This window comes from Anaeromassilibacillus sp. SJQ-1, assembly GCF_046693725.1.
Taxonomy (GTDB): domain Bacteria; phylum Bacillota; class Clostridia; order Oscillospirales; family Acutalibacteraceae; genus Anaeromassilibacillus.
In genome coordinates this window covers 16,952-41,507 of the sequence record NZ_JBKEIV010000045.1, presented here as the reverse complement: position 1 = coordinate 41,507, position 24,556 = coordinate 16,952, and the positions used below count along the sequence as shown (strand labels likewise).

Annotated in this window: 14 protein-coding genes and 1 pseudogene; 6 read left to right on the top strand and 9 right to left on the bottom strand. The window is 50.3% G+C overall.

Translation table 11 applies throughout. The features are described from left to right. Positions 1–166: 166 nt before the first annotated feature. From ACGCCZ_RS13050 to ACGCCZ_RS13025, 6 genes and pseudogenes are all read right to left on the bottom strand, one after another. On the bottom strand, positions 167–949 hold the full coding sequence (locus ACGCCZ_RS13050; protein ID WP_054323476.1) for an ABC transporter ATP-binding protein: 783 nt from the start codon (positions 947–949) through the stop codon (positions 167–169). Further along, positions 897–1,958, bottom strand: a complete 1,062-nt coding sequence (locus ACGCCZ_RS13045; RefSeq protein WP_143255210.1) for a FecCD family ABC transporter permease — start codon at positions 1,956–1,958, stop codon at positions 897–899. The genes ACGCCZ_RS13050 and ACGCCZ_RS13045 overlap by 53 nt, the downstream gene beginning before the upstream one ends. Then, positions 1,942–2,991, bottom strand: coding sequence for an ABC transporter substrate-binding protein (locus ACGCCZ_RS13040; RefSeq protein ID WP_054323475.1), 1,050 nt, complete (start codon positions 2,989–2,991; stop codon positions 1,942–1,944). The genes ACGCCZ_RS13045 and ACGCCZ_RS13040 overlap by 17 nt, the downstream gene beginning before the upstream one ends. 7 nt (positions 2,992–2,998) lie before the next feature. Next, positions 2,999–4,150 (bottom strand): sensor histidine kinase, encoded by a 1,152-nt coding sequence (locus ACGCCZ_RS13035; RefSeq protein ID WP_085531540.1) that lies wholly within the window; start codon positions 4,148–4,150, stop codon positions 2,999–3,001. Next, positions 4,140–4,830: pseudogene (gene vanR, locus ACGCCZ_RS13030) on the bottom strand (VanR-ABDEGLN family response regulator transcription factor). The gene ACGCCZ_RS13035 and the pseudogene vanR overlap by 11 nt, the downstream one beginning before the upstream one ends. 18 nt (positions 4,831–4,848) lie before the next feature. After that, entirely contained in the window at positions 4,849–5,439 is a 591-nt protein-coding gene (locus tag ACGCCZ_RS13025; protein WP_054323581.1) for a hypothetical protein, read from the bottom strand. A gap of 394 nt (positions 5,440–5,833) precedes the next feature. On the opposite strand from ACGCCZ_RS13025, the gene ACGCCZ_RS13020 reads away from it, so the two are divergent. From ACGCCZ_RS13020 to rbr, 3 genes are all read left to right on the top strand, one after another. Continuing rightward, positions 5,834–11,974, top strand: a complete 6,141-nt coding sequence (locus ACGCCZ_RS13020; protein WP_411656249.1) for a glycoside hydrolase family 97 catalytic domain-containing protein — start codon at positions 5,834–5,836, stop codon at positions 11,972–11,974. Positions 11,975–12,389: 415 nt separating this feature from the next. Further along, complete coding sequence (locus ACGCCZ_RS13015; protein WP_054323471.1) at positions 12,390–13,262, top strand: PHP domain-containing protein; 873 nt, start codon at positions 12,390–12,392, stop codon at positions 13,260–13,262. Between the two features lie 286 nt (positions 13,263–13,548). After that, the gene (gene rbr / locus ACGCCZ_RS13010; protein WP_054323470.1) at positions 13,549–14,091 is read left to right on the top strand and encodes a rubrerythrin; all 543 of its coding nucleotides are present in this window, start codon (positions 13,549–13,551) and stop codon (positions 14,089–14,091) included. Between the two features lie 813 nt (positions 14,092–14,904). Here rbr and alr read toward each other — a convergent pair. Further along, positions 14,905–16,098 (bottom strand): alanine racemase, encoded by a 1,194-nt coding sequence (gene alr / locus ACGCCZ_RS13005; RefSeq protein WP_054323465.1) that lies wholly within the window; start codon positions 16,096–16,098, stop codon positions 14,905–14,907. Between the two features lie 65 nt (positions 16,099–16,163). Further along, positions 16,164–19,922, bottom strand: coding sequence for a phosphoribosylformylglycinamidine synthase (locus tag ACGCCZ_RS13000; RefSeq protein WP_411656246.1), 3,759 nt, complete (start codon positions 19,920–19,922; stop codon positions 16,164–16,166). Positions 19,923–20,273: 351 nt separating this feature from the next. Here ACGCCZ_RS13000 and ACGCCZ_RS12995 point away from each other — a divergent pair, with 351 nt between their 5' ends. Together ACGCCZ_RS12995 and ACGCCZ_RS12990 are read left to right on the top strand one after the other, a co-directional pair. Continuing rightward, positions 20,274–20,756 (top strand): MarR family winged helix-turn-helix transcriptional regulator, encoded by a 483-nt coding sequence (locus ACGCCZ_RS12995; protein WP_054323463.1) that lies wholly within the window; start codon positions 20,274–20,276, stop codon positions 20,754–20,756. Positions 20,757–20,780: 24 nt separating this feature from the next. Further along, the gene (locus ACGCCZ_RS12990) at positions 20,781–22,187 is read left to right on the top strand and encodes an MATE family efflux transporter (RefSeq protein ID WP_085531528.1); all 1,407 of its coding nucleotides are present in this window, start codon (positions 20,781–20,783) and stop codon (positions 22,185–22,187) included. A gap of 83 nt (positions 22,188–22,270) precedes the next feature. Here the strand turns inward: ACGCCZ_RS12990 and ACGCCZ_RS12985 are convergent, their stop codons facing one another. After that, positions 22,271–22,702 carry a MarR family winged helix-turn-helix transcriptional regulator gene (locus ACGCCZ_RS12985; protein WP_411656243.1) on the bottom strand — a complete coding sequence of 144 codons (432 nt, stop codon included), beginning with the start codon at positions 22,700–22,702 and terminating at the stop codon, positions 22,271–22,273. Between the two features lie 351 nt (positions 22,703–23,053). Here ACGCCZ_RS12985 and ACGCCZ_RS12980 point away from each other — a divergent pair, with 351 nt between their 5' ends. Then, a complete protein-coding gene (locus ACGCCZ_RS12980) occupies positions 23,054–24,550 on the top strand; it encodes a sugar ABC transporter ATP-binding protein (RefSeq protein WP_085531524.1) in 1,497 nt (498 codons plus the stop codon). Positions 24,551–24,556: the final 6 nt, after the last annotated feature.

Sequence of the window (24,556 nt, the reverse complement as noted above, 5' to 3'; positions counted from 1 at the left end):
AGTACAGCTATTTTTTGGAATTGTCAAGTCCTCCCACGAAAAAAATCAAAAATGCCCATGGAATATACCATGGGCATTTTTGTATGTCGCTTTTATGGTTCTCTATTGTCCAGAATCCGATTCCCCCGATAGAGAGGATGCGCCAAAGGCTTTTCTTTAAAATGCTTCAATCTGATTCGCTCTCCATCGGAATGTAGTAGGGGGTACCGGTCACATCGTCTCTCAGGACGCGTGCTTGCACTCCAAATACCGAAGCAATCAGCTCTTCGGTAAGGATATCTTCCGGTAAACCGTCTGCAAACACACGATGATCCTGCATCACAACAATGCGGTCTGCATAACGCGCTGCCTGATTGAGATCGTGCAGCACCATCACCGTAGTGATCCCCTTCTCCCGATTTAGGCGGCGTACCAGCCGCAAAATCTCATATTGGCAGCCGATGTCCAGAAAGGTGGTAGGCTCGTCCAGCAGCATGATTTCTGGCTCTTGAGCCAAAAGCATGGCGATCCAGGCGCGTTGACGCTCTCCACCGGAGAGCGTCTCCACAGGACGATCGCATAAATGTACAATATTCACATCCGCGACGGCGCGGTCCACCACGTCAAAGTCCTTTTGTGTCAATCTGCCTCCAAACCCTGCATAGGGATAACGGCCACAACACACCAGACGGCGTACCGTGTAATCCTCAGGCGAACGCACCCCTTGCGACAAGATCGCCAATCGTTGGGCCAATTTTTTGGTATTCTGACGGAAAATGGATTGTCCATCGAGCAACACATCTCCCTCTAAAGGGAATAGACTGCGCGACATGGTTTTGAGCAGGGTCGATTTTCCACAACCGTTTCGCCCGATGATCGCTGTGAGAGAACCTTCTGCAAAGTCGAGAGAGACGTTTTCAAGGACGGTTTTTGCGCCGTATTTGATGGTAATATTTTTTGCCTGCAACATCGTGTTTCGACCTCCCCCTCAAAACATACAGGAAAAATGGTGCGCCCAGGATGGCGAGGATGATGCCCACCGGCACTTCGATCGGGGGGACAAGCACGCGCCCTAACGTATCGCACAGCATAACAAGCGTCGCGCCGCCTAAGGCCGCGCCAGGTACAAGGTAACGCTCGTCCGTCCCGATCAACATCCGAATGAGATGGGGAGCAATCAATCCGACGAAACTCAACAGCCCCGCTACACTGACCGCCGCCGCCGCCAGAAGTGCAGATACCGCAATCGCCAACACCCGCGTCCGCTCCACGTGCAGTCCCAAACCAGTGGCTGCCTCATCTCCCAACAGCAGCACATTCAATTGCTGGGAAAGAAGCGCCGCAAGCGCCAATCCAACGGCCGCATAGGGAAGCAGCATCCAGACGTGCCTCCAGGTCACACCGGAAAGCCCTCCCACGGAAAAACTGACAAACCCGGTCAGTTCATCCGGGAAAAAGACCATCAGGGCGTCCACCCCTGCACGCAGAAAAGTGGAGGTCGCTACCCCGGCCAAGATCATCCGCGTCGGATTGATTCCATTGCGCCATGCCAACAGATAGATCGCCAGCGTGGTGGCCAGCCCTCCCAAAAAAGCGGCTGGCGGCAAAACCGTGTAGAGATTGCCGGGAAACAGCACCATTGCCAGCATTCCAAAAAATCCAGCCCCGGAAGAAACGCCGATCACACTGGGCGAAGCGAGCGGATTGCGCATCACCGCCTGCAACAATACACCGGATACCGCCAAGCAAGCCCCGACCATCGCCCCTGCCAGTGCCCGGGGAAGGCGTAAGTTAAAAACAATCTGTCTTTGTACGCCGCTCGTATCCACAAACAGGGCGCGCCCCACCTCAGTGAGAGATAGATTCACTGCACCCGCGCCAACGCTGAGGAAAAATGCCAAAACACAGAGCCCTGTCAACAGCGCCAATGCGGTCAGCCGCGCGGCGGTCCGGTGACCACCATCAAGACGCATCGCCATAGAGCTTTTCTGCGAAGTAAGCGAATGCCTCCGGATAACGGGCATTTGGCTTTAAAGTCGAGTACTCTCGCGGCACCGTGTACACGCGCCCTTCCTGAACCGCACGTACTTCCTGCCAAGCGGGATTGTTCTGAATCTCATCCAAAGCGTTTTGTTCCGCCTTTTTTCCGCCGTTCGCCATCTGGATAAACAAAACATCCGGGTTGCTTTCCAATACCTTCTCCATGCTGTAATCAACCATGGATTGGCCGTTTGCCGCCTCTCCATCGATGATGTTTACTGCGCCAAGACGTTCCAGCATATCGCCGATCACACTTTCGCGAACACCAGCCTTCACGTACTTGGCCGTTGCATAGAGAATCATCACCTTCTGTTGGGGCTGCCCTTGTACCTTTTCGACCTCTGCATCCACTTGGGCCTGAATCCCATCCAATGCCTCCAGCCGCTCGGGCTGATCGGTGATATGGGTGAACAATTCGAACAGATCGCAGAAATCCTGATAATCCTTATAGCGTACGGAAATATTCGGAATTCCCGCCTCCTGCAAGGCTGGCTGAATCTCCCGGTTCTTCGTCAAAGTATTCACCAAAATAACCAGGTCTGGCTCATAACTGACGATCTTTTCCACACTTGGCGTACTCATCGTTCCAATGGTCGGCAGATCCTTCGCCTCTTCCGGGATATTGTCCTCCCCCTCGATGCGGGCGACGGCTGTTCCTCCCGCCATATACCACAGTTCCATGACCGCATTGAGCATGACCACCACGCGCTGTGGGCGCTTCTGAATGGTGACCTCCCCTGCCAGCATGTCGTCGTAAGTGATGGTGTCCTCTGTTTCTGCAATCACCCCCACTGGCAGATCCTGCTCCTCAGAGGAAGCGGATTCTGCGCTGCTGGCGGGTTCCGACGATTCTACAGAGCTGGAGGGCTCTGTGACATTCTGTACCTGTGGGCCGCAACCCACCATGGAAAAAAGAAGCACCAAGGCGAGCAAAAACGCCGCCGTAGCCTTCCCAACAATTCGATTTTTCATATGATATTTACTCCTTCTCTTGTATGGTTATTTCCGGCACAGCCGGGAGTGTGACGCGGAACTCCGTATACTGGTCGTCACTGGATGCAACAATATTCCCTCCGTGCAGCTCTACAATCTCTTTGGCAATTGCCAATCCGAGCCCCGCCCCACCGGTTCGGCTGGAACGAGCAGAGTCAAGCCGGTAAAACTTCTCAAAAATCCGCTCCAGCTGTTGCGGTGGTATCCGTGTACCGGTATTGCGGAAAAGGATCTCCACTTGGGGTCCGTTCCGGCGCGCAGCCACCGTAAGCTCTGCTCCCTCCGGGCTATAGTGAACCGCATTGCGGAGAAGATTGTCGAATACGCGAGCCAGCTTGTCCGCATCCCCTTGAACTTCCAACCCCTGTGGAATATGCAGCTTACAGGTAAGACGTTCCTCGGAGAACACCGGGTAGAACTCATCCGCGAGTTGGCACAACAATCGCGTCAAATTGATCCGCGACCGTTCCAATTCAATCCCTTGAAGATTAAACCTCGTAATCTCAAAAAATTCATCGATCAAGCCTTCCAATCTTACGGCTTTGTCCAAGGCAATGTTCGTATATTTATCGCGCAGAACTGGAGAGATTTCTTTTTCCTCGTTTAAGAGGCTCAAATAACCAATCACAGAGGTCAAAGGGGTTTTGAGGTCGTGCGCCAAATAGACTACCAAGTCGTTCTTGCGCTGTTCTGCCTCCTTCGCCTCGTACTCCCGCCGCCGTAACCGGTCCCGGAGCGTGTTCAGCCGGTCCTCCATGGGTTTTAACTCCGACGGCAGTGAGATCGATGTTCCCGTATCCTCCAGCACCTTGTCCACCCCCTCACTGATGAGGTTCATATACCGGCTGATTCGCGACATCGCTAGATAAACCGCAATCAACAGCAGAAATAGAAACCCAAGTACCATAAAAAAGAATTTATTCTGCTGAAAAATATTTTGGTAGAGGGAAACGGCAAACTCTTCGCTGATTCCAAAGAAGTTCTGACAGAAACCGACAAAAATATCGGCAAAGGGAGCTTGAAAGATGCCATCCACCACAACATACATCAGGACAATCCCCAGAACAGCGGTCATCAACGTGATACCTGCCAGTTCTAGCACCATCTTAACTTTCAGGCGTGTGTATCTATCCTTCAATTTTATACCCCACCCCCCAGACCGTCTTGATGAACTTCGGGTTGCGTGCAGGCTCATGTAGCTTTTCACGCAGGCGCCGGATATGCACCATCACCGTGTTGTTGGAATCCAGATATTTTTCTCCCCAAACCCCTTCAAAAAGCTCCTCTGAGGACAGCACCTTCCCCCGATTCTGACAGAGCATCCACAGCAGGGAGAATTCTGTCGGCGTCAGATCGACCGGTTGATCGTACAGCCGGCACTCGTGGGTATCCCGGTTGATCTCCAAGCCGGAAAAGTCGATCACATGTGACTCTGGAGCGGCTCCTGCATTGTAACGAGTCGACCGGCGCAGTTGCGCCTTGACCCGCGCCACCAGCTCCAAAGGATTGAACGGTTTTGTCACATCAGTCATCAGCACCGATGGTCAGCCCTGTGATCTTATCCATATCCTCGGTGCGCGCCGTCAACATAATGACTGGATACGTGTACTTCTCACGAATTTTGCGGCAAAGCGCAAATCCGCTGGTTTCCGGGAGCATAACGTCCAAAATCGCCAGGTCGAAGGGGCGCATTTCGATCTGTTCCAATGCCTGCGTTCCGTCATAACATTTATATAGAGTATAACCCTCGTTCTTTAAATAGAGCTCCACCAGGTCGGCAATCTCTTGTTCATCGTCAACCACCAAAATGTCCGGCATTCCATTCTCCCCCTGTAATTATCGCTGTGCGCGCACCACGGAGGTACCCTTCTCACGCAGGTAGGTGCTCTCCAAATCGGCCAAATGCAGCTTTACCGCCAGCGGATAGCGGTCGTACGCCTGGCTGATGGCAAAACTCCCGCCACGCGCCGCATCGTCAAAGCCGCCCATATGCCAACGGATCGCAATCGCTTCGCTGGTTTTCAAGCGCAAAAAGCGCTCGATCAGGAACACGGACTTTTCCCCATGTCCGTAGGGAAAACTGTCCTCAATCATATAATATGGCTTTTTCTCCCAGGCCCCGGTCTGTTCATTTTTGACATTGCGGGTGCCTTCCTTATAAAACTGCGCTTTACAGACATCGTGCAGCAGGCCACAGATAGCAAAGCTTTCTTCGCTGTCCGTTTCAGGGTCGAAATACCGCTCCACCATAGTGCGGTACACACTAATGCTGTGCTGTACCAGGCCGCTTGGACAGGCACAGTGAAATTTTGTACTTGCCGGCGCGGTAAAAAAGTCCGTCTTGGAGAGCCATTCCAAAAAGGCCGCGCTGCCTTCCCGGGTAACTTTACTGCGGAAAATCTCTTCAAATTCCTCTTGATAACTCAAGCCCATGGTATCCCACCTTTCTCCTTAATGCCTCTCGGCCAACCTTTCCCCATTATACTGGAAAGGTCCGGGTGTGTAAAGGCAATCCAGAATTCCTCATATTATATGGAAAATTGTTTCAAAAATATATACGATTGTCTCATCATCTTTTTAGATATTGATTTTAGACAGAGTTCGTGATACTATAGCGACAACAAACGGCTAAATCGTGATTTGTTTTTATGCATTTTAAATAGAATATTTTTAAAATGTAGCTTTAGAAAGATATTGATTAAGCCGTTTCAAGTTATTTTTATCATTATTTTAGGGAAGGACGTTGGTTCGGAAAGGAGGTCCCAGTTCCTTCCAAATGGAGGAGAAACCCACAATGGTAGAGAAAAGGATGGAGAAAATTATGAAGAGAAAGACCGTGCGATCTTTTATTGCTGTAGCACTCGCGCTACAGATGGCGGCTGCCGGCGCAACACCGGTATTTGCCGCACAGGCGGCTCAGGCTGTTCCTGCCGCCCGCCAGGCAATCACGGCTGTTGTGCAAGAGGAAGAAGGCGACATTGCGCTTTATTTGAGCGACATGAAACCGACCAAGACAAAGGTTGGCTTCGGTAGCTTGGGGGTGGATCAGGACATCGACAATAAGCCGCTACGCCTGCTCGATGAAAACTTAGACATCGTTGAGTACGAAAAGGGGCTCTGTGCCCATGCGGCATCGGAGCTGGTTTATGACATCTCAGCCCAGGGTGCAAAAACATTTCAGGCCTACATAGGCGTTCAAGCGGATTCTGTTTACGATGGCATCTATGGCAACTGTGGTTTCACTGTAGAAGTTGACGGCGAACAAAAATATCACATCGACGACCTCTCCGGACAGGCTGCCCAGGTCTTTGTCAATATCGACATTCCGGAGGGCGCCAAAACACTGACCCTCAAGACCGACAACGGTACGGACGGGGTTACTACCTGTGACCACAGCTTGTGGTGTGATGCAAAAATTCTCTGCGACCGCGAGATACAAACCACATTAGCTTCCGCAGCGGTCACTGCACAGCAGTCCGTTTTGCCGGTTGGTAAGACTACCCAGTTGACCCCGGTCGGTTATTCCGTCGGTGGCGCAGAGATCCCCGCTGATACGCTGGCTGTTTCGTATAAGAGTTCGGACGATTCCATCGCCACGGTTTCGAGCAGCGGCATTGTAACCGGTATCGGCGACGGCATTGCGACCATTACCTGCACATTAACGCAAGGCGACGTCGTCCGTGAAGCCACCGTGGATATCATCATTGGTAAGGGCGATCCAGCTTCTTCCTGGCAGATTGCTTCTCCGGACGGCAGCATCACCGCCCTGTTTGCCCTACATGATGGCAAGGTTTCTTATTCTTCTTTTAAGGACAACAACTTAGTTGTAGACAATTCCGCTGTCGGCTTGACCACCAGCCTGGGGGATTTTTCCGAGCTGACTTTCGTCGATCGTGTCGATGAAGAAATCAACGATCCCTATGAGTTGATCGGTGCAAAGATTACACAGGTTGAAAATCACGCCAACCAGACAACGCTGAACTTTACCAAAGAAGGCGTCGAAGGTGTCACCTTCAGTATTGTTACACGCGCGTACGACGACGGAATTGCTTTTAAATATCAGATCACAGCCGAAAATGAAGACACGCCCATCACCATTTCCTCTGAAAATACGACTTTGCAAATTCCGCAGGGCTCTACCGCTTATGTGATGCCGTACATCAATCATAACGAGCAAGTCGAGGAGGAAAAGCAGCTTTCAGAATTGGATGAACGGTATTGTATGCCATTGTTGTACAAGACGCCTACGGGTGAGTACGCCTTGATCTCTGAGGCAGGGCTCCACGATGAGTATTGTGGTGCAGACATCATCGGCAATCCGAACGGACGCCTTGACATTGTATTCTCCAACGAACAGAAATCTGCCATCCAGACAAAAGCTCCGTTTGCAACGCCGTGGCGCTTTGCTGTGATTGGCACCACCGCGGACATCGTTGAGAATACTATGGCGGAAAACCTCAGTCCTGCCAACGTTTTGGAGGATACCTCCTGGATTCAGCCCGGTGTCACCGCCTGGACTTGGCTGAACCGCGATCCGGTCAACGATCCGGATGTCTATAAAGAATACATCGATCTCGCTGCAGAGATGGGTTGGCAGTATCTACTTTTGGATGAGGGCTGGCAGCCAAGCGGCAGCAGCCAGGGCCACAGCGAATTCGCTTATTATGGTTATTACGATTGGACCGAAGATCTGATCGACTATGCCAACGAGAAGGGCATCGGCCTGATCGCCTGGCAAAACCACAACGATTTGAAGAAGGGCGATGAAGCAGAGCGCCGTATCAAGGAGCTCGCTGACATGGGAATCAAAGGCATCAAGCCGGACTTCTTCAACTCACAATCCCAGGATTATATCCAGTTCTATAATCGTTTGATGCGGGTCACCGCGGAAAACCATATGTTCATCAATATCCATGGTGCGAATAAGACGACCGGCGAGCGCCGCACGTATCCGAACGCACTCAGCCGTGAAGGTATCTTCGGTGCCGAACAGGATCTCTTCCGCCCTGCGGATGTAAGCGCTTACCACAACTGTATGTTGCCATTTATGCGTTGTGCGGTTGGTCCCGCAGACTATACACCGATGTTCTCCCACCGCACCAATACCCGCAAACAGTTCACCATCGCGCAGATGGGCGCCCTGACCGTCACCTATGAGAGCGGTATCCAATGCTTTGCGGACCGTCCAGAAGCGTACCTCAACAGCCCCGCCCGTTATTTCTTTGAGGACTTCCCTGGGCAGTGGGACGAGACGCAGCTGTTGGCAGGCGAGCCGGGCGAATATGTCAACACCGCGCGCAGAAGTGGAGAGAATTGGTATCTTGGCCTGATCTGCAACGAGCAGCGCACCGCAGAGTTCCAGCTGGACTTCCTCGGTGAGGGGGACTATTATGCCTTTATCTATGAGGACGGCGAGACTGTGGATGACATCACCGCGCGCATTGAAAAGGTCGACAAGGACACCGTTTTGACGATTCCGATGGCCGAACACGGCGGTGCTATGATTAAGATCCTCCGGAATCAGCCCAGCCAGGCAGAATCCATCACCCTGAGTGCCAGTGAACTCACTCTGGAACAGAACGATTCAACGGTATTGACCGCGACCCTCACCCCTGAGGATGTTGAATACGACACTGTCACATGGACTTCCAGCAATCCCGAGGTTGCCACAGTCGAAAATGGTAAAGTCCTCGGATTAAAGCCCGGTGTCACTACGATCACCGCCGCTACTGGCTTTGACGGCAATATCACCGCCAGCTGCGAAGTGACCGTCCGCCGTCCAGAATTCTCCCTGACCAACGACTGGTCCATCATCCGCAACGATCCGGAAAACTGGAAACTAACGGGCGTGAATTCCATTACCATTACAACCAAGGCAGGCGAATTCTATAGCGGAACCGACAATGCAGAAAACGTATTCCTGACCCCAGTGGAGGGCGATTTTACAGCTACGACAAAACTGACCTTTGTTCCGGGCGCTAACTACCAGACCGCTGGCATTATCGTGTATCAGGACAGCAAGAATCTGTATGGCGCATACAAGCGCTACCATTCCGGATATAATGGCAATATCTTCACGGATTTTGCAATCAATAAGGGCAGCGCTTCCGAGCATACAACGCCAGATTTGAACAAAGACGCACCGGTCTATCTAAAGGTTGTCAAGGAAGGTACAACCTTCACCGCTTATTACAGCTATGACAACTCGGAATGGGTACAAATTGCAGATCCGTTGAATGTGTCCAGCCTCACCGGCGATCTCAAGATCGGCCTGTATGCGGTCGACGGCAATGGCAAGAGCGGTTCTTTGCCGGCAACCTTCGAAGACTTCACAATCAATAACGAAGTGATTCCGTTTGCCAACCAATACGTGGAAGCAACCGAAATTTCACTCGATCATACAGAGCTCTCCATGAAACAGTATGAGACCGCTACCCTCACCGCTACGGTTACACCGGAGGGAGCCGACGATCCAGTTGTATGGACGTCCAGCGACCCAGACGTCGCATCGGTCGATGAAAACGGAAAGATCACTGCATACCAGGCGGGTACGGTCACCATCACCGCTATGACAGGTTTCAACAACGAGGTGACTGCTTCCTGTGAAGTGACCATTTCTCCTGCAGATCTGGTCTTGACGGACGATTGGGATGTCCTGCGCAATGATCCGGAGCACTGGCAGATCAACAGTGAAAACTCCATTACGATCATCACACAGCCGGGTGAATTCTATACCAACACCGACAATGCCAAAAACGTATTCCTATCCCCGGTAGAGGGCGACTTCACTGTCTCGACGAAGCTTGACTTTGTTCCGACAGACGATTATCAAACCGCCGGTATCATCGTCTATCAGGATTCCAGCAACATTTATGGCGCCTATAAGCGCTATCACAGTGGGTTTGATGGGAACATCTTTACGGACTTTGTCCTCAATAACGGCAAGTTCTCTGAACATACAACCCCGGACGCCGATCCAGAGGCAAGCGTCTATCTGAAGGTTGTGAAGGAAGGAACTACGTTCTCCTCCTATTACAGCTATGATAACCAGAATTGGACGCCTATCGCCGACCCTGTCGATATGACGATGGGCGGCAAAGTCCGAATGGATGGCGATCTCAAGGTTGGTATCTATGCAGTGGACGGTAACGGAAAGACCGGTTCTCTGCCAGCAACCTTTGAAGACTTCACCGTTAATGGGAATGTTGGATCGTTTGCGGAGGAGCCGGCTGTGGAAGAGAGCACCAGCTTCATGGTCAACTACGGTACGAATGTAGAGCTTACGCTCAATGGCGAAGAGCAGACCATTGCCAATCTCATTGGCCGGTATACCGGCAACTTTGAGGAGGGCACTGAGCTGAATCTCTCCTTTGTTCCTTCTGTAGAGGGCCGCGAATTCAGTGAAATCCTCTTGGGCGGCGAACCGCAAAAAATCACAAACACAAAGGAATTCACCTATACAGCGGAAAAAGGTGCTACGGCAGAAACCCTTGACTTCTCTTTCACAATCGTCAATAAGGAGATTTTGAATTCCCTGATTGCGTATGCCGATACATTGGACAATGAGGTTGCCGCTGCTGTGCCAACCGTCCAGGCAAAATTTGAAAAGGCATATCATGAAGCCGTAAGAGTCGCGAAAGAGGTTGCAGTCACACAGACAGATATCAACGACGCTTGGGGAGGTTTGCTGGATGCCATCCATTATCTCTCCTTCCAGCCTGGCGACAAGAGCGAGCTGGAAATTCAGCTGGAGATTGCAGAAGCGATTGTAGAAGCTTCGGAAGGTCTGGACCCGAGTACCATTGAAGAACTGAAGGATGCCATGGAAGAGGCCCAAAAGGTCTACGACAATCCCGATGCGATGGAGCAAGAAATTACAGAGGCTGTCCATGCGCTCAAGGAAGCAATTGATAATGTCCGCTATCAGGCAGACAAATCGATTTTGGCCACAGTCCTAGCGAAAGCTGAGGCTATCTCGAATGAACTCGACCTGTATGTTGAAGAGGGCAAGGAGGAATTCCTCACTGCACGAAAGGAAGCCCAAGAGGTCTATGAAGATCCACAGGCAACACAGGAAGAAGTCGATAACGCTAGCAAGACCTTAACAGCCGCCATGACCGCCCTGCGTAAGATCGCAAACAAGGATTATTTAAAGGAATTGATGGAGATCGCGCAGGCAAAGGACGCAGACCGGTTCACAGTGGCGAGTTATCAGAACCTGGTCAAGGTCATGCAGGAAGCACAGGTTGTTTTGGACGACAACACTCTTGCCGAGGGCGATCCGGCCGCTGAAGCCAAGATTCGCAATATCGAAACCAAGCTAGCTGCTGCAATCGACCATCTGGACGAAAAGGGCAGTAGTTCTAGCGGTGGTTCCAGCAGTGGTTCTTCCAGTAGTTCTTCCAACAACGATTCTACTTCGACGGCCACAACAGCCTCCAACTTTACGCTGGACGAATCTACCAAGAGTTGCTCGTTCCGCGTGGGAGAACGCTTTGTCTTTACGGTCAAGACAACCTCTGCAACCGCCCCAACGGTTACCGCAAATAACGCGAACGTTTCGGTGCAGTATCTCACCAAAACTGCGGATGGATACAGCTTCCAGCTGAACGGCGCTGGAATGGGCAACTCCACCATTACGGTCACCTTGGATGGAACTTCCTCCACCTTTACGGCAAATATTCTGGAAGGTTCTGTGCACAGCGATACCACTGGTTCAATTTCGATCAAGAAAGGCCAGGCATACACCTTTAAGATGACCGTTACCGATGGTAGCACCTCTACACCGCTCTTTGTAAGCGGTACAGACGGCGTATTTAAGACCCAGTTTGTGAAGAAGGACGGCAATGACTATTACTTCCGCATCTGGGCGACCGGCAATGTAGGCAGTGCTTCTGGCATCTATACCACGATGCCCAACCAGAATGCAGTGCGCCACTGCGTTGCGACCATCACTGCATAAGTATATCAGCCACCTTCCCTTTCCAAATTTCTCCCGGCTCGTCCGTGTGACGGGCCGGGAGTTTTTTATAGTTCGGTTACGGCCCTTCGAGAGGTAAGATGCTGGATCAAAACGCTGCTAGTGAAAGCCTGTTTACCGGTTCGATATATTTCTCCTAAATGTCAATTTGTAATGGGGTTGGAAAACTTTTTATCAAAATAGATGATTCGTTTTACTTCTCTCTTCTTTTGTCTTCCCCAAAAATCTCTAAAAGGGCTTGCTTCTTTTTTCATTTTCCCTATACTGAAAACAGATTCTACTCAAACCAGTGCTAAAAAAAGCGCCTAATCCAATCCACAGCATCCCTCACAGTGTAGCACAGCCCTTGGAGAGGGGCTCTAATAACTACTACTCTATTATACAAGGAGAATTCTATATGAGCTGGCTGGATCTACATATGCATACCAACTTTAGTGATGATGGCACATATTCCCCAGAGGAATTGATGGATCTTTGTCTGAAGAACGGCGTACGTGTCGCTGCTGTTGCAGATCACAATTGCACCCGTGGGGTTCCTCGCGCCATGCAGCGGGCACAGCAATTGGGAATGGAATGTATTCCCGCTGTAGAGCTGGACTGCACCTATAAAGGCATCGATCTGCACCTTCTAGGTTACTGGATTCAACCGGAATATCCAGGATTTCATGAGACCGAACGTGCTATTTTGGAACAAGAACAGAGGGCCGGTGAATACCGTATTCAACACGCTTATGAAATGGGTTTTCACTTTGATGCATCCCCTCTCCTTGCGGAGAAAGATGGTGTGGTAACCGGTGAGATGATCGCTGAAGCTGTATTGGCGCAGGACCCTCACCATCCTGCTCTCACCCCTTATCTGCCCGGAGGTAATCGCAGCGATAATCCCTACGTAAATTTTTACTGGGACTTCTTTTCGCAAGGGAAACCCGGATATGTTCCCATTGCTTTTCAAAGCTTACAAGAAGCCATTTCTTTGATTCGAACCGCGGGAGGTCTTCCCGTTTTAGCACATCCAGGCAACAATATCCACGAGGATGTGACGTTGCTCCGAGATATTGCCGCGCAGGGGGTCCGCGGAATGGAAGCATACAGCAGTTACCATTCTCCTGAGCAAATTGCCTTTTATCTACGTCAAGCGGAGGACCTCTCTCTCGCTGTAAGCTGTGGGAGTGATTTTCATGGAAAAATCAAGCCCAGTATCTCCCTGGGTGGCTTCGACTGTGGTGGACAAGAATCCAACCTTCTGCATAGATTGCACGAAGCATTGTAGTTTTTAAATATCTCTATTTAAAACGATATCCAATATTCTTCATGTACCTGGATAGAAAGTGCTTCTATCCTCTTTGAAAAGGATTTTTCCCATATAGAACTCTTTATGAATCGTCTGTCATATTCTATTTTTTCGGAAGGTCTATTTCTAGCAGGCTTAAAATTAAGAATAATTATTAATTTTTTAGATATTCCTTGACAAAATCCTCCACAGCTGGTAATATAAGACTATAAAATAATATTAATTATTATTATTAAATTTTAAGCGAAACAGGAGGATATTTGGTATGGAAAATATTAAAGGTACAAAGACCGAAGCAAATTTGATGGCAGCTTTTGCCGGTGAATCCCAGGCACGCAATAAGTATGCATTCTACGCTTCTAAAGCACGCAAAGAAGGATATGTACAAATTGCAAATCTCTTTGAAGAAACCGCAAACAATGAAAAAGAGCACGCAAAAATTTGGTTTAAGCTTTTGCATGACGGAGAAATCGCAGATACCGCTACCAATCTAAAGGACGCGGCAGCAGGTGAGAACTACGAATGGACCGATATGTATGCGAGCTTTGCCGAAGATGCCCGTGCAGAAGGCTTTCCCCGTATCGCCGCATTGTTTGAAATGGTGGGCAAGATTGAAAAGGAACATGAAGCCCGGTATCTCGCCCTGTTGAAAAATGTTGAAGAAGGTTTGGTTTTCTCCAGAGATGGCGATATGATCTGGCAGTGTTCCAATTGCGGCCATATTGTCGTGGGCAAAAAAGCCCCAGAAATCTGCCCTGTTTGCGCCCACCCGAAGGCGTATTTCCAACTTTTAGCTAAAAACTATTGATTGGTAAGTCTGATTTGTTCGTACCTTTCTTATTGCACAACAGCCACCAGAGGAGTTCCTCTGGTGGCTGTTGTTTTTTATGATGATAGGTTTGCCATCTCGGTGTTCCCTATTCCCTCCTTCAACCCCATTCGGTTTCTGTGGAACAATTCAGTGCTTTTTCTGTTTCATCTGTACTCTGCATGGAACGTTTCCTCTGTTCTATCATCATTGGCATCCATCGATGCAATTGTTCCAACAATATAGGTTCCAAAGCTGTATCTGAGGTATCACCTTTGATCGTAAGGTACTCGTCTAGGCTCCTGTAAGGATAAACGGCGCGGACTTACTTCAATTATTCTGTACTTTGTTATTGGAGAAACCATGAAGAATTTTGTACACACGCCTATAAGGGCCGGAGCCATTTCATAAATAATAACTGAATTCTTCTCTCGTTTTCTACAGGTTGCCAATAGATTATTATCTCTTTTCTCTCCATGCCTTAAACATTCTGAGTGGGTATCGAAAAAGTCCCTCTACTTAAGATTTTTCAAATTCAAAAACATATTTACGGAGTTCTTACGTTCGATTGAACGGAAACGCTATCCCAAACGTCCGTCCGATGGCGCCCTTTGATCGCACGACATTCTCCTCTCCTTTTTGCACCGTATGCCCTGCTACAACAGCAAAAGAGGGAAACACAGGACTGAATCCTTGCGTTTCCCCTCTTTTTCAATTGATTGTTCAACCTCCTAAAGGCTTCCCAATTTAAATGTTCTTACAGAAAAAGTATTTTTATAACCTTCAGAGTATGCTTTCCTTTGCATCTTTCTTTTATTTGCTGGAGCAGAGATAGTCCAACTCTGCAACCGCTTCTCCGTTGCGGAAATAGATGCGCGGTACCCGCTTACTGAGCAAACAGACCAACTCATAGCTGATGGTATGATTGTAGCCGGCAAGCTCATCCACTGGAAGAAACGCCTCTCCATCATATCCAAACAGCGTAACAATGTCGCCTTCCCGAACTTCTGGAATATCGGTGACGTTCACCATCAATTGATCCATACAGACACGACCGATAATCTTTGCACGCTGGCCGCGCACCAACACACTGGCACGGTGATACAGATGGCGCGGATACCCATCCGCATATCCAATAGGGACTGTCGCCACGATCGTGCGCTGTTTGGTCGTAAATCGCCGTCCATAACTGATACTGGTCTGTGGCTCTACGGTTTTCAACATGGAGACAATCGATTTGAGCTGCATTGCCGGACGCAGATCTAAAGGTTCCTTGACCGCGCTGGAAGGATTCAACCCATAGAGAATGATTCCCGGCCGCACCATATCGAGCTGTGCGTCTGAATAGTCTAGGACTGCGGCCGAGTTCGAACAGTGGCGCAGACGGAAGGTAATCCCACGCTGTGCCAACCGGTCGATTAACTTTAGGAAGTGGTCCAGCTGCATCAAGGTATATCCGCGTCCGTCGTTCCCTTCATCCGCAACAGCGAAATGCGTAAAGATTCCCTCCGGGTCCAAGCCTTTCAGCTGACAGAGTTCCGCAATCTCATCGATTGCACAGGCATCCCGCTCCGGGTCCTGATACATAAAACCAATCCGGCTCATACCGGTATCTACTACCATATGTGCACGAACGGTGACACCAGCTTCACGGGCGCAGGCGGCCAACCGCTCCCCATATTCGCGGGAAAGGATCGCCTGTGCAACATCCATATTGGCCAGTTCAGCCGCCGATTCTGGCGGTGTATAACCCAACACAAGAATCGGCAGGCCAATCTGCGCATTTCGCAGCTGGATTGCCTCTTCCAAATTGGATACTGCAAACCAGTCCGCCCCCAGCTCCTCATACTCACGCGCCAAAAGTTCTGCCCCATGACCATAGGCGTCTGCCTTGATTACACAGCATACCTTTGTCTCCGGATTCAGACGATCTTTGATCTGATGATAGTTATGTGCAATGGCGTCCAGGTCGATTTCCGCCCAAGTGCGCCTGAAAAAGTCATTCATCCTTCTACTTCGCTCCCAATGTTTTCGATTGTGGCAGACACCGGCCCATCTGCTTTCATCTACATTTATTTAAAATATGCCACACCGGATTCAAAAATACGTGGGTCTTTCTCGCCAGGTACATTGCGATAAAGATCCGTTCCTTTCCGCTCGGAATGGCCCATCTTGCCTAAGACGCGGCCGTCGGGGCTGGTGATGCCTTCGATTGCACAGACCGAGCCATTCGGATTCCAAGCGATCTCGCCGCTTGGCGTTCCATTCAGATCTACATACTGCGTGGCAATCTGGCCGTTTTCAATCAACTGAGCCAACGTCGCATCGTCTGCGACAAAGCGCCCCTCTCCGTGAGATACAGGCACCGTGACCACATCGCCCGCTTTTACCTCTGCAAACCATGGAGACTTGACCGACGTAATTCGTGTATACACCATACGGGATACATGGCGCCCCAATGTATTAAAGGTCAATGTTGGAGCAGTCTCACTTGTCTCGCGGATTTCTCCATAGGGCACCAGACCTAATTTAATAAGCGCCTGGAATCCATTGCAGATGCCCAGCATCAGGCCGTCGCGATTTTTCAACAGTTCCATAACTGCCTCTGCAATCTTTGGATTGCGGAAGGTTGTCGCAATAAACTTTCCAGAGCCGTCCGGCTCGTCGCCGCCGGAGAAACCACCGGGCAACATGATAATTTGCGCATTGCGGATGGCTTTTTCCATCCGCTCGATGGTATTTTCAATGTCAGTCGAGCACAAATTGCGCACAACCAGCACATCGGTTTCTGCTCCTGCTTTTTCAAATGCACGGACGGTGTCGTACTCACAGTTTGTGCCAGGGAATACGGGGATAAATACCCGCGGTTTAGCCGCCTTGATCGCCGGCGTTTGCGCATACCGCGCTGTATAGAGCGGCACTTCTTTTTGCATTTCCACCGCTGGGGCATGATTCGGGAAAATCTTTTCCAACGTACCCATCCAGCGTTCGGCCAGCTTTTGAAGCGGAAGGACCTCTCCGCCAATTTGGATGGCCGATGGCTCTATCGTTTTTCCCAGAAGCACCGTAGCTGTATTGGTGATCGGCACGCCTTCTGCCAGTTCAACCACCAGGCTGCCGGACAACGGTGCAAAGAGGATTCCCTCATCCACGGTGTCAAAGTCAAAGCCGATACCGTTGCCAAAGCACATTTTTGCCACGGCCGCCGCGGCGCCGCCTTCCTTAACAACCGACGCGGACAGTATGCTGCCATCCGCCATCTTTTCGCCGATTTGCTTATAGAACGTCTTTAAACGCTCCCAATCCGGCAGCAGCGTTTTGGCATCCTCCGGAATCGGAAGCAAAACGACGCGGGACCCAGCATGCTGGAACGCCGCTGACACCGTCTTGCTTGCCTTTGTCATGGCAACCGCGAAGCTCACCAGCGTTGGCGGCACATCCATCTGCTCAAACGAACCCGACATACTGTCTTTTCCACCGATGGACGGCAGACCCATCCCCAACTGGGCTGCCAGCGCCCCCAATAACGCTGCAGTCGGTTTGCCCCAGCGCTTAGGGTCCGTGCGGAGACGCTCAAAATATTCCTGGAACGTCAAGCGGCAACTGAGCGGATTTGCCCCCACTGCGCAGAGCTTGGACAGGCTCTCCACCACTGCATAGGCCGCTCCATGAAACGGAGAAAATCTTGCAATACCGGGTATATAGCCATAACTCATTGCCGTTGCATCATCCGTTTCCCCATGGATAACCGGCAGCTTGGCGACCATCGCTTCCTCCGGCGTCAGCTGGTACTTCCCTGCAAACGGCATGAGCACAGTGGCCGCGCCAATGCTCGCGTCAAAACGCTCGGCCAACCCTTTTTGACAGGCGACTTCCAATCGGCTTAGATTCTCCTGGAATGCCTCTGCCAACGGTTTTCCTTTCAGGCAATCGGGAATCTGCTTGCGATAATACTGGTCCGGATTTGGCGCTTCAATCTCTACATCGGCGCGCTGTGTCACGCCGTTTGTATTCAGGAATGCACGCGCAATGTTGACAATCGTATCCCCGCGCCACTCCATCTTGAGGCGTGGCGCCTCCGTAACAATGGCAACCACCTGTGCATTGAGGTTTTCTTCCGCGGCCGCCTGACAGAATGCCTCCACACTCTTTGGAGCAAGGACCACCGCCATACGCTCCTGAGATTCCGAAATAGCCAGTTCCGTCCCATCCAAACCCTCGTATTTCTTGGGAACCTTGTTCAAGTCGATCTCCAGACCGTCCGCTAATTCTCCAATCGCCACACAGACGCCGCCTGCTCCAAAGTCATTGCAGCGCTTAATCAGGCGGGAAACCTGCGGGTCTCGGAATAGGCGCTGAATCTTCCTCTCCGTCGGCGGGTTGCCCTTTTGCACTTCTGCACCGCATACTTCGACGGATTTCTCTGTATGCGCTTTGCTGGAACCAGTTGCACCGCCTATCCCGTCGCGGCCTGTGCTGCCACCCAGCAGCACGATCACATCGCCCGGTTGCGGCTGTTCGCGCACCACGTTCTCCTTTGGGGAGGCGCCGATTACTGCGCCAATCTCCATCCGTTTTGCGACATAGCCGGGATCATACAGCTCTGTGACCTGTCCGGTTGCAAGGCCAATCTGGTTGCCGTAGGAGCTGTAGCCGCTGGCCGCACCGGTTGTAATCTTGCGAGTCGGCAGTTTTCCATGTAACGTCTCTTCAAAAGGAATGCGCGGGTCCCCGGACCCCGTCACACGCATGGCCTGATAGACATATGCGCGGCCGGACAGCGGGTCGCGGATTGCGCCGCCGAGACAGGTCGCCGCTCCGCCAAAGGGCTCGATCTCTGTTGGGTGGTTGTGTGTTTCATTTTTAAACTGGACCAGCCATTTTTCTTCCTTGCCGTCGATGGTCACAGGGACCTCGATGGAACAGGCGTTGATCTCGTCGCTGAGGTCAAGATCCGGAATCTGGCCACGCTTACGCAGAAGTTTCATGCCGATCACCGCCATATCCATCAAAGAAACCGGCCGGTCGGTGTTTTCTCCGTAGACCTCTCTGCGCGCCTCATAATACGCCTGCAAAGCCCCTTCAATCGCCTCGCTTAATGCCCCCTCCACAATCTTGATATGTTCCAAGCGGGTGGAGAAGGTCGTATGACGGCAATGGTCGCTCCAATAAGTATCAATCACACGCAATTCTGTGACACTTGGGTCGCGGTGTTCATCCTTTTTAAAATAGTCGCGGCAGAAGAGCAGATCTTCCAAGGTCATGGCAAAGCCCATCTTCTCATAATAGGCGGTCATTTCCTCTGTGCTCCAGGAAATGAAGCCTGTTACCCGCGCCACGTCCGGCGGCACATCCGCCTGCATATCCAGCGATTCGGGCTTGTCCAAAGACGCCAAGCGGCTCTCCACCGGGTTGACCAGGTAATTTTGAATCTTCTCAAGTTTTTCTTGGTCCAGATTCCCTTTGAGTGCAATGACACGGGCGGTAACGACCTGAGGGCGCTCCCCCTGGGTCAGCAGCTGTACGCACTGAGCCGCAGAATCAGCGCGCTGGTCATACTGTCCGGGCAGGTATTCCATGGCAAAGATCGAATATCCCTCGGGCAATGGGTATTCCTCGTCATAAACAGTATCGACATTCGGCTCGGAAAAGATCGTGCCGCGTGCAGCCTCAAATTCTTCACGGCTCAATCCAGAAATGTCATACCGGTTCAATAATTTTAAATCTTCGACCGGCATTCCCAGATTTTCCACCAAGTCCGCCTTCATGTGCTGTGCTTCCACGTCGAAGCCGGGTTTTTTTTCGACAAATACTCTGATTACGTCAGACATTGTTTCCCCCGTTTCCCCGCCTGTGCCGTCCCACCGGCCAAGCAGATATTGATGGTAATATGATAGCATATTTATGTCATTTAATAAAGAGGACGCTGCCATTTTACTGCAAACGGGAGAGTTCTGCAAGATTCAATCCCTGTAGATTTCCTGAAAGCGCATCACCGACTGTATCTTTTTCCCCTTATCATTTCCCCAAGATAATCAATTCCGTCCCTGCTCTGAACAACCAAGTATCCGATTCTAGCCCGAAAAGAATCGGACAGGCAGAGCCCCATTTTTTTCGTTCAATAGTTGCGTACGCTACTATTTTATGATAAGATCATCTTCGCAGGAAAAGGAGGTGGTCGTTTGAACGAAGATTTTACCAGTATTGGGAGGAACATTTCCAGTCTCACACGTATGATGCGCATGTATTATGACCGTGGCTTGGAAGCTTATCGCATTGGATGGGGACAGCAGTTCTTTCTGCAATACATCTATGAACACCCTGGACGGATGCCACAGGAGTTGACCGAACGGTTCCATGTGGACAAGGGCACTACCACCAAGGTTTTAAAAAAGCTCTGTGCAGAGGGCTATGTCGCGATAGAAGTGGATAAGCGGGACCATCGTGTGCGTATCATTCAACCCCTGAAAAAGGCGGAAGAGGCAGTGAAACAGATTCGTATGCTCCATCAACAGCTCCATCAAATCTTGACGGACGATATGTCCGAGGCGGAGTGTGACGCAATGGAACAAAGCTTGGAACAACTGCGAATTCGATTGCGAAACGAACTGTTGCATGGCCACATCTCACATACATCTGGAGCCGAAAGGAATTGTAACGAATAAGGGACACAGGAGAAAGGAAAACGAATGAATCAAACCAACACCATAGAAGCACATAACCCTCTGGAAACAGAATCCATTGGAAAACTCATGCGTCAGTTTGCCATCCCAGCCATTATCAGCGGTCTGATGAACTCCATCTATAATATTGTCGATCAGATTTTTATTGGCCAAAGCGTCGGCACATTGGGCAATGCGGCAACAAATGTCGCCTTCCCACTGGTGACCATCATGGCCTCGCTCTCGATGATGATCGGTGTGGGTGGTGCTTCAAATTTCAGCTTGTATTTAGGAAAAAATGAAAACGAAAAGGCGGCAAAGGTTGTCGGGAACAGCCTCTGCATGGCAGTCCTATCGGGCATTGCGTTAAGCGTTACTGTTTTGGTATTCTTGGAACCACTGATGGTGCTTTTCGGTGCCAGAGGACAGGTTCTGATCTACGCCAGAGAGTATACCGGCATCACTGCTATCGGAATTCCCTTTACACTGTTCGGTTCTGCCGGAAGCCAATTGATCCGAGCGGACGGGAGTCCCAAGTATTCCATGTTCAGCGCCCTTTCCGGCGCCATCCTGAACACAGTCCTGGACCCCATCTTTATTTTTGGCTTTGGTATGGGCATTCAGGGGGCTGCCTTGGCAACCATCACGGGACAGATTGTAACGGCAATTGCCGTCCTACTCTACTTTCGAAAATTCCGATCTCTGCGTTTAAAAAGAGAACACTTTTTCTTCCGTGCGCGGACCGTTCGTTCCATCGTCTCCCTCGGTGCAGCCGCCTGCTTCAATCAGCTGGCTGTCACTTTGGTACAAATCGTCTTAAACAACACCCTGGGGTATTATGGAGAACTCTCCATCTATGGAAGGGATATTCCGCTCGCCTGTGTCGGTATCATCTCAAAGGTCAATACTATTTTTATTGCTGTGATTTTTGGTATCGCGCAAAGTTGTCAGCCGATTATGGGCTTTAACTACGGCGCTGGAAATTATAAGCGTGTCAAGAACGCCTATAAAATGGCTGCAATCGTGGTAACCTGTATCGCAACCGCGGCGTTCCTCTGCTTTCAAATTTTCCCCAAACAGATCATCTACCTATTTGGACAGGGCGACGCGCTGTATTACGAATTTGGAATCCGCTATTTCCGTATCTTTCTATTCTGTATTTTTATCAATGGAATTCAAATTTTAACATCCAATTTCTTTTCTTCTATCGGCTATGCACTCAAAGGAATTCTACTCTCCCTAAGCCGGCAGATCTTTTTCCTTCTGCCCCTTGTTCTCATTCTTCCCCTCTTTTTGGGGATTGACGGCGTACTATACGCTGGGCCGCTGGCAGATGGTGCCGCCGGATTGATGGCGATTCTTTTTATGATTCATGAAATGCGGCGTCTATCCCGAAAAGACGCTTCTATTCAAACAGCGGTACCCACCCTATGAACGGTGCATCTAACCGAGAACAACTCTTATCGCATGCAAAAGGCTAAAGAGGGCACACCAATTGGTGTGCCCTCTTTAGCCTTTTAAGGTTTTGGTTTTACATGTTCAAAAATTTTCTGCAACAGGCGCATAAATAGATCACGTTCAATGTCTGTCAAGCCACGCAATTGCTCCTCATGAAAATCATTGACAATCTGTACGATTTCAGGATAAATCGATGTAGCCTTCTCCGTAGGATATAACTCATTGACTCTACGGTCCTCACGACTGACCTGCCGCGTGATAAAACCACCCTTTAAAAGCTGCTGTACCGCCTTTGCAACCGTACTCTTATCAATACAGGTCAGCTCTGCAACCTTCTCTTGTGAAACCCCAGGGTTGTCGCAAATGCAGAGAATATACATGAACTGACCGCAGGTGACCCCCAAATCCTTAAGACGCTTTGCACAAAATCCCTGTGACTGCCAATAGATTACCGAAAAAATTTTGATGTAATCCCAATATGGTCCTTTCACGGCTTTCCCCTCCCGACAGCAATACCTGCGCCTTCCGCCAAGTTTATTTTAACTTGTAGAAAACGGGTTGTCAACGAATCTTCCGACAGCTGGAATCCTTCCGTTGACAGGATAAAAAATCTACGAATTTCTTTGATCTTCCTATAATTTTTTATTTTATATTGACAATCCTTTTGTTTCTCATTATAATGCAATTAATTGGTTATGCAACTAATTTGTATATATAATATAGCGATTTCTCTATCAATAAATAAAAATAACCCTTTTATTTAGTTGTATAACCCACTAAAATGTTCCAATGAGGAGTTGCAAAAGCATGAAGAAGAAAGGCATGGGAGGAGGATTGATCGTATGGGAGAATATGTGCTAGAAATGAACAACATCACGAAGGTATTCCCAGGCGTAAAAGCGCTGGACGGAGTAACCTTGAAAGTGCGGCCCGGCAGCGTGCATGCTCTGATGGGCGAGAACGGTGCAGGAAAATCGACACTAATGAAGTGTTTGTTCGGCATCTACCATGAAGATGGCGGCGAAATCATCCTAGATGGAAAGAAACGGGTCATCAATACGTCGAAACAGGCGTTGGACCTGGGAATCTCCATGATCCACCAGGAGCTGCATCCAATCCGGTTCCGTCCGGTAATGGAAAACATCTGGCTGGGAAGATTCCCCATGAAAGGGATCGCCGTCGATAAAAAGACGATGATCAAAAAGACAAAGGAGCTCTTTAAAGAGGTCGACCTGGACATTGATCCGGAGGTACTGGCGGGAACGCTGTCGGCGTCCAACTTGCAGTTGGTGGAGATAGCGAAGGCGGTCAGCTACAATTCGAAGATCATCATCATGGACGAACCGACGTCATCGTTGACAGACAACGAGACCGAGCACTTGTTTAAGATTATCCGGCAGCTGCAGGAAAAAGGCTGCGCGATCATTTACATCTCCCACAAGATGGAAGAGATCTTGAAGATCTCGGATGAAGTAACGATCATGCGAGACGGCACGTATGTAGGAACCTGGCCGGCAAGCGAACTGACAACGGACCTGATTATCAACCGAATGGTAGGGCGCGATATGACGAACCGTTTCCCGCCGAAGGCGTACAAGCCGGGGAAGGAAGTCGTGCTGAAGGTGGACGATCTGTGTTCGCCGCTGCCGAAGTCGTTCCAGCATGTGTCGTTTGAGCTGCATAAAGGAGAAATATTGGGCATCGGCGGTCTGGTAGGCGCACAGCGTACAGAGATGGTCGAGGCTTTGTTCGGTCTGCGTGCGATTGCATCGGGCCATGTGGAAAAGGACGGCAAGCCGTTCAAGGTGAAGTCGGTGCGCGATGCAAAGGCGCATGGGCTGGCGCTGTTGACGGAGGAACGCCGTCAGAGCGGCGTATTTGGCATTCTGTCGATCGAGGACAACACGGTCATTGCCGCACAGAAGAGCTTTGCAAAGCATGGTGTGTTGCAGGAGAGCAAACGCTTTAAAGCGGCGACTGAATCGAACGAAAGCATGCACACAAAGACGCCGAGCATGAAGGAATTGATGCAGAACCTGTCGGGTGGTAACCAGCAGAAGGTTCTGATTGCGCGCTGGCTGTTGACGCATCCGGACATCCTGATATTGGATGAACCGACGCGCGGAATCGACGTTGGTGCAAAGTATGAGATCTATACGATCATGCACGACCTGATTAAGGAAGGCAAGTCGATTATCATGATCTCTTCGGAAATGCCCGAACTGTTGGGCATGGCGGACCGCGTCATGGTCATGTGCGAAGGCCGTGTCACGGGCTTCCTGGACCGCGGCGAGGCGGACTCCGTTGGCGTTATGCGTTTGGCTACCAAATTTATGTAAGGAGAG

What these genes read in the sequence shown, in the direction of transcription:
- ACGCCZ_RS13050 (WP_054323476.1), bottom strand. Translation starts at nt 949, where the DNA reads ATGTTGCAGGCAAAAAATATTACCATCAAATACGGCGCAAAAACCGTC.
- ACGCCZ_RS13045 (WP_143255210.1), bottom strand. Translation starts at nt 1,958, where the DNA reads ATGGCGATGCGTCTTGATGGTGGTCACCGGACCGCCGCGCGGCTGACC.
- ACGCCZ_RS13040 (WP_054323475.1), bottom strand. Translation starts at nt 2,991, where the DNA reads ATGAAAAATCGAATTGTTGGGAAGGCTACGGCGGCGTTTTTGCTCGCC.
- ACGCCZ_RS13020 (WP_411656249.1), top strand. Translation starts at nt 5,834, where the DNA reads ATGAAGAGAAAGACCGTGCGATCTTTTATTGCTGTAGCACTCGCGCTA.
- ACGCCZ_RS13015 (WP_054323471.1), top strand. Translation starts at nt 12,390, where the DNA reads ATGAGCTGGCTGGATCTACATATGCATACCAACTTTAGTGATGATGGC.
- rbr (WP_054323470.1), top strand. Translation starts at nt 13,549, where the DNA reads ATGGAAAATATTAAAGGTACAAAGACCGAAGCAAATTTGATGGCAGCT.
- alr (WP_054323465.1), bottom strand. Translation starts at nt 16,098, where the DNA reads ATGAATGACTTTTTCAGGCGCACTTGGGCGGAAATCGACCTGGACGCC.
- ACGCCZ_RS13000 (WP_411656246.1), bottom strand. Translation starts at nt 19,922, where the DNA reads ATGTCTGACGTAATCAGAGTATTTGTCGAAAAAAAACCCGGCTTCGAC.
- ACGCCZ_RS12990 (WP_085531528.1), top strand. Translation starts at nt 20,781, where the DNA reads ATGAATCAAACCAACACCATAGAAGCACATAACCCTCTGGAAACAGAA.
- ACGCCZ_RS12980 (WP_085531524.1), top strand. Translation starts at nt 23,054, where the DNA reads ATGGGAGAATATGTGCTAGAAATGAACAACATCACGAAGGTATTCCCA.